Origin of the sequence: Pseudoduganella sp. R-43 (genome assembly GCF_049913255.1) — a bacterium.
Lineage (GTDB): Bacteria > Pseudomonadota > Gammaproteobacteria > Burkholderiales > Burkholderiaceae_D > Rugamonas.
Window position 1 is genome coordinate 648,012 of the sequence record NZ_CP183988.1, and the last position, 15,097, is coordinate 663,108.

Here is a 15,097-nt window from a genome sequence, read left to right on the forward strand (position 1 = left end):
TTACTTGAAATAGTGATCCAGCAGTTCGCCAGAGCTAGGTAAAGTCTTGATAATTTCCGAAGGCGGAATTGGCGCATCTTGTGCAACTGAGCCCCAAGCAGAATCGTGGCTCTCATCTGTAAGCTGACCGAACGTTTTACGACCATGACTCGCAATGATCTCATCAAGGCATGCGATTTCAGAGTCGCTGAGGTAATCACAATCAGGGGCGCGCTTAGCACTCACATGGTACCCACTCACTCCCAAAGATTCCTTCAGTGCGGCCTTCACTTTTTCCGATGCGAACGGAAGCGCCACATTTTTGCCGCCAGCGTACTTCATGAAATCGTAGATATGAGAAGGGACTGGTCCGTTATCCATCGCGATGTATGTGTCGCCACTAAACATTGAACCGTATCGCTCAAGGTGCAACTTATCAGCAAAATAGAAAATCTTTGAGATCTTATGAAAGCCCGGCGCAGGAGTCTTCGAAGCTATGTAAACAATAGCTTCCAATACCTTGCGAGAGTTAAACCTATGGGCAGTAACCGGCATAATTCCTCCACTAAGAGTGGAGCCTACATAAGTTGCTAATAAGAAATTCAAAGAGAGGGGCGAATCAGATGATACATCAGAATGCCCTTCATAGCTATAAATATGCGACCAATCATATCATTGTCAATACTGTTTAAATATACAGTATTCTGACTTCCGCCGCAAGAGTCACCGTTTGCGCTGCTCTTGCCAACATAGGGAACGAAGGCTACGCTAACGGAACTGGGCAAGGTCGGTAGCCAAGCCCAGTATGTGAATCACGCTTACCACACCCCTGACATGGCCTCGGGTTGAGAGCTGAGCCGGTTGGGGGTTTCTATTTGTTGGCACCTGATGGGCAAGCAGGCATCAGATGCCGCAATTTCTCCTGTTGAACATATTCGCCTCCGTATTTACGCGACTTTCGTCGTCACCTCTACTGTATTCTTTGCTGCTTCAGTCGCCGCTTGAACCTCACGCTGTTGCTTCCAGTGCGCACGAATTGCTTCGATCTCACTGTGAGCCCCAACCTCGATTACACGATCAATGAACCGGGCATACAAGCCGTCCTGCATCTTTCCGGCTGTGCGCATCCACTCCATGGCCGCGTTTGGGTTCAACAACAGTACATAATGAAATTCCCCTGTCGGACCACTCTTTGTTTGGATAAACCATAACTCTCGCAACTGTTTCATCCGTCGACGCCATGTATCGACCGCTCGCTCACCGACGAAACCTGCTTCGCTCGCAAAAGTAGCCGGATTCTCTATAGTGATTAGTGGATGATCCGGTGAGCGTGCCCACAAGCAAAACAACGTGTGCCCTGCTGGTTGCCCCTTTGTCTGTGCATCGATTGCCTGCATCGCAATAGGTAGCGTCCGAGGAACTGTCGTATAACCGTCATTCGTCTTCCGTCGCCACACCCAGGCTGCCGGCATGTTCGGAAAGTGGATATCCATTTGCTGTTGAGCCCGATCCGCCATCTTCATGCGCTTGGCGGTCGCCTGCATTCCGTTCACCATTTGGACCTCATGATTGACTCTGTTGCTGCACAGTGTGCCCCACTGGCCAGAACTCAGCAAACCGTCATTGAGCACCACATTTGCAGAGTACTCAACTAGTTAAGATAGTCATTGCTTTAGTCCAATTGCGTCAATATACAAGGACGTTTTTGAGGTGAATTTACATGATTCCGCGCACGAAAAACTTGTAAGCAATTGATTTTCATGGGGTTTATTAAAACTTTGCGTGCTCATAGTGTTCCCGTACTCGGGGTGATCCATGTGCTCGCTGTGCTCCTGGGATATCTAAGGGGGCCGCAGCCGCCGTGCAATTGCGATTAACGCCGAAAAAATCATGCAGCGCGCTTCTAGCACCGGGCCCGCTTTTGAAGATTGCGCAGGTGGCGGACTGGAACGTATCATCGCTGGCCGAATCGTCCCAACATATTTACCGTATACGTCTGGTTCACAAAGCTGTAGTGACACCCATCAGGGGCGGCCCCTCTGAAAAGCTACTTCCTCAATGCCATCGCGTGTCTCATCATCCGACACAGGCCATCTAAGCCAGGGAACATGGTAGCTGCCGACAAGCCCATGAATTTCAAGTCTGACAACGCTGCTGTTGCCTCGCTAATTGGCACATCTACAGCCGAAACCAAAGATACGCCTGTTTTCTTTTGGATCATGCAAAGCATGTGTTCCATGTCCGCTACGTTCGAGACGGTGAAACGTCCCTGTTGCGCAAGAAGTCGAGGATTCTTCCATGGACCAATGCTGAGATGGCTAATATGTGGGGCTGGGGAAGTTATGACGACAGTTGGCGCAGCTGTACTAGCTACAGCTTTACTTAGGGCATAAATTCGGACATGGGTATCATCCGGTCGGGATCCGCGATTCTCGACTGCATCAGCGAAGGCAAAGAACGCAGCAACATAAGGTGATGCAGTCCAGTCGAGCAGCGGAGTAGGAAGGCCATGGTGCTGGGCCAACGCGAGAACAGTGGAAAGGTCATCCGCATTTCCTTGACTAAACTTGGTGTCTAGTATCGCTTCGGCGTGTGCACGGAACTCAGGGATTGTCTCAAAACAAAACCGCTCAGATCGTGTACGACCGATCCGGTGCAGCGAAGTTGAGAGCGTGAACTGATTGCTACCATGACCTCGAAAATCGACAAACTCGCCAGTTTCTCTGGTCTGGCTGGCCCACACCTTAAACGCCTGCCAGTTTTTCAAGCGCATCGCTTTGACGCGCCCAGGCTTTGACGGAATTTCAAATCGCATACGTCCGCCAGTTCCTGCCCCGGCCCAGTTTCCGACCAACGAGTTACCTTTCAGATGAAGTTCACCCACATACTTAGTCAGCTCATCATAATTCGGCAAATTTGCAGGTGCATACAACCCTCCGCCTTGATCTGACAGGAAAAAAGTAATTGGCCTAAGCGCGAAAGTATCCTTCTTTGTCGCGATCAACTTCACAAGTACGCCTTCACCGGGCTGGCCTTCCAGCGGAGCCCACTGGATCATGGCTTCGTCCGGCCGATCCACGTCCCTGCAGAATAAGGCCTGAGGTTCCCCATGTGATGTTTGAATCGAACCAATCGCCTGCAGTGGAAGCAACATGAATTTCCCTCAGTAATATTTTGGGCGATTTTACAAGACTTTATGGGTGCGAAGTCGACAAGCGATTGTTCACATTGTGCATGACCAGCGCCCGGATAGAGCGAATCCCCAAGATTCAACTATCTGAGCCACTGAGCACACTATGCGAAGCGGCGTTCGTACAGCAAATTAAACAAATGCTCGGTGCAGGTATCTGCTTGACTCAAAGCTGCGGCCAGCAAGCCTCAAAAGCAAAGACGTAGTTTGAAGACCTAACGACGTTGGGGTTTGCCAGTTCATGCGACGTCGTTGCAGCGTTTGCCCGGCAGTGGACGGCTGGTCAGTCCGACTGGGACAATTCAGCGAGCAAACCCACACCATGGACTTAAACTGAATAACTTTTTTTGTCCACGTTTATGAGCTGACGGGAAGGCTCCGGTACGGTTCCCTGGTCGTTTTGACTTTTGATACCCCCCCTCATTCATCAAGTTGCGTTTCAGGATTCGTCGCAAAAATCCTTGAGGGTGAGAAGCCATGGCTTTACGATGCTGGCATTCGCGATCTCCTCCTCGGTGTGTGAGGTCGGGGGATTTCCATAAAAGCAACCTATGCATTTTTTCTTCCATTTTTCCCCAATATTGCGGGCGAAATATCCATCGCAGCACACGCACTTTGCCGATTCGAAGGATTGAAGCTCGGAGAGTGCAGTTGTCCAGATCGAAGAAAATCCAGATGGGCAAATTTCATTGATGTGGGATATGCAGCCGCGCAATTGGCTTTCCAGCGCCAACGCCCCCAGAAAGGTGTGGTGCTCGCTTGGCGTAATTAGGAAGGACGGAAGGAACCACGAACGGGTGGTGGTCTCGAATATGACATCAAATGTTGCCGATTCAAGGCGGCCGAACAGTCGACCAATCCTTTCGAACTCGACGTCAGTACGATTGATGCGGAAGGTTCTATCGTCAATACCTTTCCAACGGCGTGCTTGAATGAATGGGGTTTGTGCGTCGTCTGCAATCGTGAGAGTAAAGCGCCCCGTACTGTCGTTTGTCCTTGATGTTGCTTTCTCGATAGCAACTTTCGCACCAACAGCAAAGCCCTCTTCCGAGCTGCCCGCGCGCGCCAGTGATCCGACGGAGAACGTTTTCCGCGATGGGCCAGCTGGTTCGGTCAAGTAGGTCCCGGCCGCTTCGAAGCAATGCATGACTGATTCAAACTCCCAGTCTCCGATAAGGCAAAGGACAGCCCGATCACTGATCCCCTCGAAAATGAATACATATTGATTGTCATTGGCCCCATTTTCCTGTGGCCTTATCAAATGGAGTGTTTCAGATCCTTCAACCAAGCAGCAATATTCGATGAGCATGACCTTTCCATCCCCTACAAAATAAACTGAGAATTATCCCATTTTGGGATAAATCTCTGTGGATGTTCCCATCCGGGGATGAAATCCATCCACCGCCCGCACTATGCCGAGCTGATCGCGAAACTGGTTGAGGCGCGCACGGACTGCGGCGTAACTCAGGTTGAACTGGCTAAGCGCTTGGGCAAGCAGCAATCGTACGTGGCGAAAATCGAAGCACTGGACCGTAGGCTCGATGTAGTTGAGCTCGCTGACTGGCTGAACGCACTCGACTTGCGCCCGGACGTGTTCATGGGCGGGTTACACTGGTGGAGGAGCGGCGGAGTGGGTCACTTTCGTTGAAAACCAAGAAAATCTCCTAACAGAGCATAGGAGATTTTCAGGGGATGCTTGTCGTAACTTTTCCTTCTGGCATGAATCTCCTATTAGGATTTATTGAACTACGAATCGCTCACGCTCGACTTTGCATGGGCGCGTCATGATTTCGACAAACGAATGCTTGCTGGGCTTCCAAGCTTCCTGGCAATCCAACGCTGCAAAAATGCTTGCAGGGTCATTTAGGTGGGGTTTTAGGAGCACAGAAATTATCGGTTGAGACAGCTGGTACTTCTGACGCAGCTTGCGCGCGACCAGATCTAACTGTTGGCGCCGTTTGCCGAGTGTCAGCTTACGCTTCTTGCCAGGCGTATTCATACCAAACTTCTTCCCCACGTTCTCATGAAAGCTAGCATGCATTGCCTTCGTGGAGGAGCGGTTTCCGAGCAAGGCGGAGCCTGCCAGTCTTCCCTCCTTGAGCGGGAGCAGAACGATGTGGGCATGAGGGTTTTCTTGGTCTAGATGGACCACAGCGCTCAGCAGAGGAACGTTGAAATATTCTTTTGCCCAGAGTGCCGCACTTTCGAAATATGCGGTTTGATCGATTTTTAGGGACGCCGGGAGGCTTACCACCAGCTCAATACCCATGGTCGCATTCTTCCTTGGTTGAGCAATGCCCGCCTCCAGCATTAAGGTCTCTGCCATTATGCTTCCTTCGGATGCAGTGCTGGCACCCATCAAGATAACGTTCGAATTGCTCCGGTCGAGGTCGATGTCGGATTTCGGCTGAATACGGCCGTCTGCGTACATCTCCCTTAAGTTATGGCGCAACGTGGTCAGAATCACTGTCGAATTTTCCAGCGCAGTTGTGCTTTTCTTGCTCAGCGGCTTAACCGCCAAGAAGTGCATGTCGCTCGCCACTGTTGCGGTGGTCATGTTGGCACGCATGTTCATTTGATTTCCACATGCAGGCCGACTACGCGCTTGATGTCGTCCACCCGCCAGGCGAGGCGCCCATGAATGCGTAGCGGCCTGATCGGACCGTCTTCGCGGCTGGCCCATTTGCGCAGCGTCTGCGGTTTGCGCCCGAGGTGAAAGGCTGCCTCGTTAGTGTCCAGCACGGCGCGACGTTCGTTTACGAGTGTGCCAAGGTGTTCCTGATTTTGCATTTCTAAGCCTCTGTGTTGATTTGGAGGGCTTAGTGAAAATTGCCGGTGTATTGCCGGGCTCTGCGCCGGCAATCAAAAGCCTTTATCTAAAGGGAAAGCGATTCTCGCCAGGATGTATTCCGGCAACTGAGTCCGGCAAATCAGGATATCAAAGTAGAAGTTTTGCTTTCCGTAATCAGTATGAAATGCATTTCGCGCAAATTCGATCTGACACTGGATGTCAGATAAGTTAGAGTCCCCTTTGGTCCCGAAACGGCCAATAGTCAATCCGAAGAGAGGCGCCCAGTATCTTTGAGGCAAATGGCAACTGCGTAATCTTAGGTGCCGAGTTTTTGCCGAACTTCACACTACTTCACTTATGAAGCATCTGTCTCGTCGCACGCGTGAAAGGCATGGCAATGACCCTCAACGACTGCAATGACCACTTTTACGCTATTACGCGTTCTACTAATAGGGACGAAATTAAATCGCATTTACAGTTACTGCTCAAAGAAGCAAGTATTTTGAGCTTCGAGCAAGGGCAGGGTGAACATTATTGGAGGGGCGTCTTCGCGGAAAGTGAGCCATTCCGCCCGGTTTCGCGTATCACGTATGCGCCGCCAACGATGGCGAGAATAAATAGAATGAACGACGCGGGCTCGCCGATGGTCTACTGTGCCAGAAGCGTCAATACAGTTCTCGCAGAACTTCGAGTGCAACCAGGAGACTATGTCCAATGGTTTTGCTTCACGCGAGCTCCTAATAAGTATCTACGCTTGTGTGTTTTGGGCGAGCTAAAGCATGTTGCGCAAACTGGGCATACGCAAATGCACGGAATTGATCCGAAAAAAACCATTCGCAGATTGATCGCCGAAAGAGGACGCGATGGCGCAAGGCGACTCGTCTACATTGACGGACTATTGTCTAGCTTGCTTGCTCAGTCAAAATCAGAGAGTAAAGACTATCTAACGACCCGAATTTTGGCTGAGCTCGCACTTGAGCAAGCAGACTCGCGTGGCCTGACATATCGAAGTTTTGAGGATGCGTCCGGGGTTAACGTGGCTCTTATCCCGTCAATTTTTGAGTCCCATACTCGCATCATTTGTTGTCAGCATGTTCGAATAAACAAGGTGCATAAGGGGAGTTCACATAGACCGAATCGATATAACTATACGCTCCTGCATACCGCAACCGCCATCGACGACAAGCACGAGTTTGTCTGGAGGCAAGCAGGTAATCTCAAAGAGCTCAACCTATTCAACCTAACCTTGCGAGAGCGCGATTTAATTGATGGGCGAAAAAACGGCGAGGGACCATTTCGCTTTTTGAACCCGGATTAATCAATAAACCAAGCAGGACATACCGAAGATGGATTTAAGGCGCGCCGATTTGGTTGGCGTCCGGTCCAAATTGGGACCACGTCTCGCGCCAGGGCTCAAGCAGTGGTTGCCTTTCAAAGATCGCGCTGAGACTTTTTCTCTTCGAATTGGGTAGCCGCTCATGTAAAGCCGCCGCCAACGCGACAGGATTCCAAAGATTCTTGTGTCGCCCACCGCGCGTTCCCTTTGAGACCTTCGCGCCTTGCGTCCAGACGGCGTTGTCAGTCATAGCCTTCGCAAGATCGAATTCGGCTAGATGCCCGAAAAGGTCGTCGATTTCCTTTGTGGTCAGGCATGAGGAAGATTCATTTTTCTGCCTCGTCATTGTTTGCTTTAACGACGCGGGACCAGCGGCAAGCGTTTTAAGGACGCTTCCGTCCCAGGAGTTCAGATCGGAAATCGCAGCGGAAACAACTTCGCGCCATGATGCAGTTGGCCAATCATGTGCTCGAGCAAAACTTCCGAGGGCGACAAACAGGGCGCCGTTGTCAGGTTCCTGGTTGATATCAAGGCCACCGAGAGGAAAACCTACGCTAGGAATCGTTGTCAGCCCAGCAAGGGCATCAGGTAGGGCACGTAGCTTTTCGCCGTCGATTCGAAAATTGTCTGCCGAAATTCTCAGGCTCTCTGGGCTGGACTGAACGTGAGTACGCCAAGCACCTGATGAATGCAACGCATTGAGACTGGACAGGCATGCTTCGCCTCTATCCATTATCTGTTGCAGCATGCCTATAGTTAGCGGCAATTCGTGGGTGCATTCAATATGCTGAATGCGATCACCTTCGTCAGTCACAACATGAAAAGACACCGCTTGCATTGCAGTGCACCGGACAGTCGCACAAGTTGCTTCGCTCGACGCCGTGCCAGACGCCTTCACGGCTACCTGCAAGATGGCGTCAAGAACGCGCTCGCGCGACCAATTCAACCTAGTAACACTGGATAGCCATTCGGCGGCCTGGTCTAAGTTGTTCACCAACATTGGCGGCAGTAATTGTGCAACTTGACTCAACTTCGACGCCTTTCAATCTATCAAAAGACGCAATGATAATATGCAATTGGGCTTGAAAACGACGCCTGCATTAGGTCCCCACCAAACGGATCGGCGCGCTGTGCTCACAAACCGGTAACCCGGCTTGTTCCATTATCCATACCTCAATTCGCGTATGCCAAAGACGGAGCAAATCCAGCGGACGCCGGATATAGTTTTGCTCCCGCACTCCTTGTGGAGCGTGTCCTTGAATCTGAGCAGAAATTCCGCCTGGGGTCTCGACCCATTCACTTAGACTTGCGAACGAACGGCGCAGTCCATGCAACGTTAGGTGTGGAAGTCCTGCCACCGCAAGCGCTTCGTTGTGCGCAATCCGGGGCTCGGAAATTCGGCCCGACTCTGCGGTCATGCTTGAAAAGACCCATTCATTTCGTCTTGGAAGTCCGTTAAGGAGTTGAGAGACATATGGCGTCAACGGCACCATGCGGAAGTCCTCTACCTTGTCTGACAATTTCAAGCTATTCCATCGCAGGTCAACATCTGCCCACCGTAACGCCGCAAGTTCCTCCCGTCGCGCGCCAGTGAGCAGCAGACATTGAAGGTAAGCACTGATTACCGGGTTGCGAATATTAATGACCGCATCAAACCAGGCCGCCAACTGCTCGCGCTGGAGCACATCGTTGCGAAGCTTGGGTTTGCCAAGAACCTCCCTCACTTTTCCGCTCTTGGCCACGTTGCCGCTGACGATTGCGGAATATGTCGGATGCTCTGCGCACCAGTTTAAGCAGGCCTTCAAGAGACGGACGGCAAGGCGAGCGCTGGAAGGACGAATCTTGGCTTCCACTTTGGCCCAATCCTCAATCCGCTCCATAGTGATGTCGCCGAGCCGCATACTGGAAAACACGGCTAACGGGCCAGCGGTCGTCAATTTTGGACTGCGCTTTCGTTGTTCCCCGCCCTGTTGAATAATCTTATTGTGTGCAGTGATGTGATGGTCTGACCAAAATGACGAGCGGTCTGCAACATAGTCTTTCCAAACCGTTGCCAACGTGACCGCTTCGCGTTCGCGTCTTACTTCATCTGCCTTTTCCTGCGCCGTTTTGGCAGCGCGTTCAGCTTGTTCACGCGCGTGTTCCTCGTCGCGCACTTGGCGCGGGTCCTTGCCAGCGTCGATTAAAGTCTTGAGGCGGCGCGCTTCTTGGCGAGCGCCGTTTCCGACCGGATTCCCTTTGCCATCAGTGGGTGCATCGATTGGCCAAGTATTGGGATCGCCGATGGTCAGTCGGATAGTTTCCCCTCGCAGCTTGGCCTGGAACATGTAGGAACGAGCCCCATTTGCCGTCACACGAAGGCCGAGCCCCGGCGCACTGCTATCCCATAAGAAGGACTGACTCTTGCCGGGTTCGCATTGGAAGCTCCCCACTCGGCCTGCCGTGAAATTTACCTTTGCCATTGCTCTCAGTTTTCGTGTAACCGCCATGTAACCCGGGGCGAAGTATAAAGGTCGAAAACGATCAACGCAAATCCAACACGGTATTCTCCCAAGTATTTGATTTTGCTGACTTGCTGCAATGTGAGGCATGAAAATCTACGCCGATGAATTCGGACTTTTCATGATTTGTAATCATCAGGTGGCGGGTTCGAGTCCTGCAGCCGGCACCAGCATTCCAAAAGCCCAGCCCTCACCGGCTGGGCTTTTTCTATTTGCGCCTGCGTGGTTGTTGTGCAGCCAATGCTGCAAATCAAAACCCCCGTAAAGTGCACCTCTATAATTATCTGACTTCTTGACAATAATCGAGGAAGAGTGATGGCTGCAGATTTCGTCGCCTATATCGATGAAGCGGGAGATGAAGGTTTCAAGTTTCTGGAGGGCGAACGTGGTAGCTCGCGCTGGTTCGTTCTATCTGCGACTATTGTACGAAAATCGAACGATTTGCAATTAGTGAAGGCTGCGAAGGATGTCAGGCAGCTGCTCGGCAAGCCGGATAAATTCGTACTGCATTTCCGTGAACTGAAACACGAGCAGCGAGTGCCTTACGTGCGCCTATTGGGAACACTACCCGTGCGAACTGTAAGTATACTTGTTCATAAGCCTTCAATTAACAATCCGGAGAACTTTCAGCAAGAGGCGCACAAGCTTTACCGCTACAGCACCAGGCTGCTACTAGAACGTGTTAGTTGGTTATGCAGAGACCACGCAATCGGAGGTGCTTGTAACACGGACCTCATTTTCTCGAATCGGTCTGCGATGTCATATGACGACTTGAGATCCTACTTGGAACTGCTGTCGCAACAAGCCAGGGCAGGTGCAGATATCAACATTCATTGGCCTGCGATCACGTGCGACAGCGTGCGCGCGGTAAATCACGACAAATTGGCAGGCCTACAGCTCGCGGATGCAGTGGCATCGAGTGTGTTCTTCGCAGTAAACAAAACTCAGTATGGAGAGGTCGAAAGTCGGTATCTAGAAATATTGAAGCCGACAATTTACAGAAAAGACCGTCGAGCCGATGGTTACGGCCTGAAGATCTGGTGTGGGGACGACGCGGAAAAACAAAGGCTCACCAAGCTGGTGAGCCTTGAGTAAAGTAGACCCCAGGTTCGAGGTTCCCACCCGTTCGGGCTGCCGCCGTTAAGCGACCTCTACAAATCCTGCGCTTGTCTACGCTTGAATAGTAACAAATGATGGAATTTTCAGCAATCGTTGGCATCAGTCAGTCAAGCGTTACCGTTCCCGTCCCCAGCTAACGCACGCGAATTTGACTCAAGGTTCCTTCGCCGAACGCTTTTGCAAAAGGTGATCGATTGAGAACTTGCCGCCGCCTTGAGCAATCAGAGGCAGCAGTAAGGCGGCCCAGCCCAGGTGGGTCGGCCAGGCTTGTGGATAGACGAAGATCTCGATGACGGCGGTCATGGCAAGGAGGCCGAGGGCGGCGAAGCGGGTGAACAGGCCGGCGACCAGCAGCAGTGGCAGGGCGTGTTCGGCGAAGGTGGCCATGGGGGCGGCGATCTCCGGTGGGATCAGGGGCAGCATGTACTCGTAGCGGAAAAGGTCGATCGTCGAATCCTTCAGCGTGAACCAGCCTTCGACTTTGGTGCGGCCGGAGAGGAAGAAGACTGCGGCAATGCCGAGGCGGGCCGCGAGCAGCTGTACCGATGGGGGCAGCAGGCGCGCGGCAAGTGGGTGGAGCGCTGCGATGCCTCCTGCGATGGTGCCGGTGGAAGTGGCTGCGGCGGCTGGGGATCGGGCGAAGTTGGTGTTCATGGTGGTCTCCGTTTTGTCAGGTATCAGGTGCGCCATTTGCCTTGGCGCGCCAGTGTGATGGCTGCATCGGCGATTTGTTGCGTGGTGGCGCTGGCGGCGAGGCCGATTGCCGGGACAGGCGTTGGCGTGGTGCCGCCATCCGCCAACACGAGGCCGATGACGCGCGTGCGGCGATGGCTGGCGGCGGCGCGCGCTGCCTGGGCTCCCTGACCGGTGCCGATGAAGACCGCTTCCGGGATGTGCAGGCTGTCGATGAAGGTCAGCAGGTCCTGGCCGAGCGCCGTGGCATCCGCATCACGCAGCGTCGGCAGCAGAACGAAGTAGCCTTGCGCTGCCAACAGCGATGCAATTTCGGTGTAGTGGTCGATGGAATCGCCCGGGCTGCGGGCGAGCACGATAGGGCGGCCGTCGTCAGGGCCGGCGGCGTGGTAGCTGAGTGCAGGCTGTGCTGCGGCTACTGCGCGCAGCACTTCGGTGGCGCTGCGGATGGGCAGCGCGGCGCCGGCGAGTGCCGGTGCGAAGGCGAGGCTTGCGGTCCCTGCCAGTCCGGTGAGGGCGGATAGCAGGAACAGGCGGCGGGTTTCATTCATTTTCAACTCCGGTAATGAGTTCACTACCAAGCCAGTCGGCCAGCATGGCGCCGGCGCTGGCGATGCCTTGTTCTTCGCCGACGCGTTCCACCAGCAACGCGCACAAGCCGGCGAAGCTGCCGTCGCGCTGGAGGTGCGTCAGCGCGGCAAATTCGATGGCGTCCAGTGCTCGCAGGCAGGAGACGAAGCCCTGGCGCCAGACCAGCAGGCCGCCGGGCGCGGGAAGCATTTCGCCTTCCAGGTTGCTGCTGCCGTCGCGCAGGGCGAACCACAAGTCGGCGGCGTTGGTGGTGGCAATGCGCAGTTGAAGTGTTGGCGCAAGCGTCAGGCTGGCGTGCTCCCAGTCGACTTCGGCCAGTGCGTCGGCAGCGACAGGCGCGGCATCGGGGCCGATGAACGCCTGGTCCAAGGCATGCTCGATCCAGGCCAGTTCGTGCAGGTCCGGATTGTCGGGGAACAGCGCCTGTAGCGTGTCGCAGAAATCGTCGGCGTAGGCGTCCAGCGTCCAGGCGTGTGGAGGGCGGCGCTTGATGTGCGCTGCGGCAGCATGCAGGAAGGCTTCTTCGCCGATGAAGGCGCGCAGTTGCGGGTAGCTCTCTTCCAGGCAGCCGACAAGCTGCGCGCGGTAGTTGTTCAGGTAGACCGCGCGGCCAGGGCCGGCCGGCACGCCTGCAACGGGCGTCGATGAGGCCAGCATGGCGTGGAAATCGCCCTGGAGATTGGCGAGGTTCATGCTGCCTCCCTGTGCGCTGCGAGATGGCGCGCGATATCGAGTTCGGCCAGCAGGTCGGCCAGCGGCGGGATATCGCCATCGCGCTCGATCATGGTGGCCACAGGGCCGCAGCGTGCGATCGTCTGCTGGTACAGTGACCACACCGCATCGTTGACGGCGCTGTCGTGGGTGTCGATCAGCAGGCCGTCGCCCTGGCTATGGCCGGCGAGGTGGATCTGGCATACGCGGTTCATCGGTACCCCGCGCAGGAAATCGAGCGGATCGAAGCCGTGGTTGCTGGCACTGACGAAGACGTTGTTCACGTCCAGCAGCAATCCGCAGCCGGTGCGCTTGGCCATGGCGGAAATGAATTCCCATTCCGTCATGCTGGACTCGGCATACGTCAGGTAGCTCGAAGGATTTTCGACCAGCATGGTGCGTCCCAGTGCTTCCTGCGCCTGGTCGATGTTGTTGCAGATGATGTCGAGCGCCTCCTGCGTGTAAGGCAGCGGCAGCAGGTCGTGCGAATTGAAGCGGCCGATGCGCGACCAGCTCAGGTGGTCGGAGACGAACATCGGTTCGATCTCTTCCACCAGGGCGCACAGGCGGGCCAGGTAGTCCGGCCGCAAACCGTCGGCCGAACCAAGCGACATCGACACACCATGCAGCACCACGGGATGCTTCTCCCTCACGCGGCGCAGGATATCGCGCGGCTGGCCGCCGGCGACCATGAAATTCTCCGAGATCACTTCGACGAAATCCACGTCGACGTCGCCTTCGAGGAAATCGCGGTAGTGCTCGCGGCGCAGGCCGAGGCCAAAGCGATGGGCATGCATGGTGTGCCTCCGTTTGGATTACTTGGCTTCGGTCAGGGTGCCGCCCAGTGCCTTGCACTCGGTCGGGGTTTTTACCAGCACTCCCTGGCCTTTGCACTGGTTCAGGCCTTTGCAGTCGTTCTTGGCGGTGGCGCACAAGCTGGTGCCCTTGCAGGTGTTGATGCCGTAGCAGCGGCCCGGTTCTTCCTTCACTTTTTCTGCAGCGAACGATGGTGCCGACAGGGATGCCAGTGCGATCAGGGCGGCGGCGCCGGCCAGGCCAGCGCGGGTTTTGGTAGCGATGCTCATGATGAATCTCCTTTGGTTAAAGTAGGACTTACTGGACGCTGAGGGCAGCGTCTTCGATGACTTTCGCGACCGCTTCCGGCTGCGAAATTTGTACTGCATGGCTTGCTGCGATTTCTGTGACCCTGGCGCCGGCACGCTTGTACATCCAGCGCTGCAGTTCCGGGCTCACCAGGCGATCCTGCGTGGCGACAATGCCGAAGCTTGGCTTCTGGTGCCAGGTGGCGAACCAGCTTGGCGTTCCCATCAGCACATTGCTGACCGGTACTTGCGAGGCCGCCATGAAGTTGACGCGGTTGGGCGTCAGGTCGGCGGCCAGGTCGGCCTGGAAGCGCGCAGTGTCGTAGAACTGGAAGCCTGCGCGGTCCGGCTTGACGCCTTCACCGGCGCCCGGTATCGACGACAACAGCTGCTGCGAGGTTTCGCCGACTTCCGGCATCAAGGCCGCCACATACACCAGCGCCTTGACCTTGTCGCCGGTGGCCACATTTGACATCACCGTGCCGCCAATGCCATTGCCGACCACGATCACGTTGCCGAACTGCTGGAAAATCGCTTTGCGGACGATGGCAATGTCGTCGTCGAGCGAGGTATGGGGCAGTTGGGCCACGGTGACGTTGAAGCCTTTCAGACGCAGGGTGTCGTGCACCACGCGCCAGCTGGAAGCGTCGATGAAGGCGCCCGGCACGATCACAACGTTTTTCGCGGCTGGCTGGGCGGCCGGTGCGGTGGCATGTGCCGCGCCGGCAAGGCCGGCTGCCAGGGCGATCACCGATGCAATGGCACGCTTCATCACTTCGCCTTCAGCGAGCCGTAGCCCTTAGGGGTTTTGATGGAGGTGCAAGTGCCTTTTTCGACCAGCACCCAGGCATCGCCCTGGTAGTCGACTTTGGAGGTTGCTGCGCACGAAGTGCCCGGGCCCGCGGCACAATCGTTATGGCCGGCTTTCGCCACGCCATAGCACTTTTCCATTTCCTTCTTGGGTTCTGCGGCGTGTGCGGCGGAGGTGCACAATGCGATAGCCAGGGTGGCTGCCAGTCCTGCGTAGGTGGTTTTCATAATCTTGGTCTCCTTGGTTAAGGTGTGACCAGATTAAGGGGGCAG

18 protein-coding genes are annotated in these 15,097 nt (G+C 54.8%); 3 read left to right on the forward strand and 15 right to left on the reverse strand.

The window, feature by feature from the left end:
- The 4 genes from ACN9M3_RS03040 to ACN9M3_RS03055 all read right to left on the reverse strand — a co-directional run bounded on the left by ACN9M3_RS03040 (position 1) and on the right by ACN9M3_RS03055 (position 4,478).
- Entirely contained in the window at positions 1 to 534 is a 534-nt protein-coding gene (locus tag ACN9M3_RS03040) for a Panacea domain-containing protein (RefSeq protein ID WP_426320475.1), read from the reverse strand.
- Positions 535 to 926: 392 nt separating this feature from the next.
- Positions 927 to 1,523, reverse strand: coding sequence for a hypothetical protein (locus tag ACN9M3_RS03045; RefSeq protein ID WP_426320477.1), 597 nt, complete (start codon positions 1,521 to 1,523; stop codon positions 927 to 929).
- A 503-nt stretch (positions 1,524 to 2,026) separates the two neighbouring features.
- Positions 2,027 to 3,133 (reverse strand): FRG domain-containing protein, encoded by a 1,107-nt coding sequence (locus tag ACN9M3_RS03050; RefSeq protein ID WP_426320479.1) that lies wholly within the window; start codon positions 3,131 to 3,133, stop codon positions 2,027 to 2,029.
- Between the two features lie 475 nt (positions 3,134 to 3,608).
- The gene (locus tag ACN9M3_RS03055; protein ID WP_426320481.1) at positions 3,609 to 4,478 is read right to left on the reverse strand and encodes a hypothetical protein; all 870 of its coding nucleotides are present in this window, start codon (positions 4,476 to 4,478) and stop codon (positions 3,609 to 3,611) included.
- A 78-nt stretch (positions 4,479 to 4,556) separates the two neighbouring features.
- Here ACN9M3_RS03055 and ACN9M3_RS03060 point away from each other — a divergent pair, with 78 nt between their 5' ends.
- Positions 4,557 to 4,817 carry a helix-turn-helix domain-containing protein gene (locus ACN9M3_RS03060; protein WP_426320483.1) on the forward strand — a complete coding sequence of 87 codons (261 nt, stop codon included), beginning with the start codon at positions 4,557 to 4,559 and terminating at the stop codon, positions 4,815 to 4,817.
- Between the two features lie 90 nt (positions 4,818 to 4,907).
- Here ACN9M3_RS03060 and ACN9M3_RS03065 read toward each other — a convergent pair whose 3' ends face one another.
- Together ACN9M3_RS03065 and ACN9M3_RS03070 are read right to left on the reverse strand one after the other, a co-directional pair.
- The gene (locus ACN9M3_RS03065; RefSeq protein ID WP_426320485.1) at positions 4,908 to 5,744 is read right to left on the reverse strand and encodes a plasmid recombination protein; all 837 of its coding nucleotides are present in this window, start codon (positions 5,742 to 5,744) and stop codon (positions 4,908 to 4,910) included.
- Positions 5,741 to 5,959 (reverse strand): DNA-binding protein, encoded by a 219-nt coding sequence (locus tag ACN9M3_RS03070; protein ID WP_426320487.1) that lies wholly within the window; start codon positions 5,957 to 5,959, stop codon positions 5,741 to 5,743. Before ACN9M3_RS03070 ends, ACN9M3_RS03065 begins: the two co-directional genes overlap by 4 nt.
- Positions 5,960 to 6,357: 398 nt before the next feature.
- Between ACN9M3_RS03070 and ACN9M3_RS03075 the strand changes: the two genes are divergently transcribed.
- Positions 6,358 to 7,278, forward strand: coding sequence for an RES family NAD+ phosphorylase (locus ACN9M3_RS03075; protein ID WP_426320489.1), 921 nt, complete (start codon positions 6,358 to 6,360; stop codon positions 7,276 to 7,278).
- Between the two features lie 34 nt (positions 7,279 to 7,312).
- On the opposite strand, the gene ACN9M3_RS03080 is transcribed toward ACN9M3_RS03075, so the two are convergent.
- Positions 7,313 to 8,134, reverse strand: coding sequence for a hypothetical protein (locus ACN9M3_RS03080; RefSeq protein ID WP_426320491.1), 822 nt, complete (start codon positions 8,132 to 8,134; stop codon positions 7,313 to 7,315).
- Positions 8,135 to 8,396: 262 nt separating this feature from the next.
- Positions 8,397 to 9,758: a tyrosine-type recombinase/integrase gene (locus ACN9M3_RS03085; RefSeq protein ID WP_426320493.1), complete on the reverse strand. Its 1,362-nt coding sequence runs from the start codon at positions 9,756 to 9,758 to the stop codon at positions 8,397 to 8,399.
- A 354-nt stretch (positions 9,759 to 10,112) separates the two neighbouring features.
- On the opposite strand from ACN9M3_RS03085, the gene ACN9M3_RS03090 reads away from it, so the two are divergent.
- Positions 10,113 to 10,892, forward strand: a complete 780-nt coding sequence (locus ACN9M3_RS03090; protein WP_426167456.1) for a DUF3800 domain-containing protein — start codon at positions 10,113 to 10,115, stop codon at positions 10,890 to 10,892.
- Positions 10,893 to 11,069: 177 nt separating this feature from the next.
- On the opposite strand, the gene ACN9M3_RS03095 is transcribed toward ACN9M3_RS03090, so the two are convergent.
- The 7 genes from ACN9M3_RS03095 to ACN9M3_RS03125 are packed head-to-tail and all read right to left on the reverse strand — an operon-like array spanning position 11,070 to position 15,052.
- Positions 11,070 to 11,570, reverse strand: coding sequence for a DoxX family protein (locus tag ACN9M3_RS03095; RefSeq protein ID WP_426320495.1), 501 nt, complete (start codon positions 11,568 to 11,570; stop codon positions 11,070 to 11,072).
- A 23-nt stretch (positions 11,571 to 11,593) separates the two neighbouring features.
- Positions 11,594 to 12,160 (reverse strand): hypothetical protein, encoded by a 567-nt coding sequence (locus ACN9M3_RS03100; RefSeq protein ID WP_426167460.1) that lies wholly within the window; start codon positions 12,158 to 12,160, stop codon positions 11,594 to 11,596.
- Entirely contained in the window at positions 12,153 to 12,893 is a 741-nt protein-coding gene (locus ACN9M3_RS03105; RefSeq protein ID WP_426167462.1) for a putative DNA-binding domain-containing protein, read from the reverse strand. Before ACN9M3_RS03105 ends, ACN9M3_RS03100 begins: the two co-directional genes overlap by 8 nt.
- Positions 12,890 to 13,708, reverse strand: a complete 819-nt coding sequence (locus ACN9M3_RS03110) for a DUF692 domain-containing protein (RefSeq protein WP_426167464.1) — start codon at positions 13,706 to 13,708, stop codon at positions 12,890 to 12,892. The genes ACN9M3_RS03105 and ACN9M3_RS03110 overlap by 4 nt, the downstream gene beginning before the upstream one ends.
- An 18-nt stretch (positions 13,709 to 13,726) precedes the next feature.
- Positions 13,727 to 13,996: a hypothetical protein gene (locus tag ACN9M3_RS03115; RefSeq protein ID WP_426167466.1), complete on the reverse strand. Its 270-nt coding sequence runs from the start codon at positions 13,994 to 13,996 to the stop codon at positions 13,727 to 13,729.
- Between the two features lie 28 nt (positions 13,997 to 14,024).
- Positions 14,025 to 14,786: an alpha/beta fold hydrolase gene (locus ACN9M3_RS03120; RefSeq protein ID WP_426167468.1), complete on the reverse strand. Its 762-nt coding sequence runs from the start codon at positions 14,784 to 14,786 to the stop codon at positions 14,025 to 14,027.
- Positions 14,786 to 15,052 carry a BufA1 family periplasmic bufferin-type metallophore gene (locus ACN9M3_RS03125; protein ID WP_090436148.1) on the reverse strand — a complete coding sequence of 89 codons (267 nt, stop codon included), beginning with the start codon at positions 15,050 to 15,052 and terminating at the stop codon, positions 14,786 to 14,788. The genes ACN9M3_RS03120 and ACN9M3_RS03125 overlap by 1 nt, the downstream gene beginning before the upstream one ends.
- Positions 15,053 to 15,097: the final 45 nt, after the last annotated feature.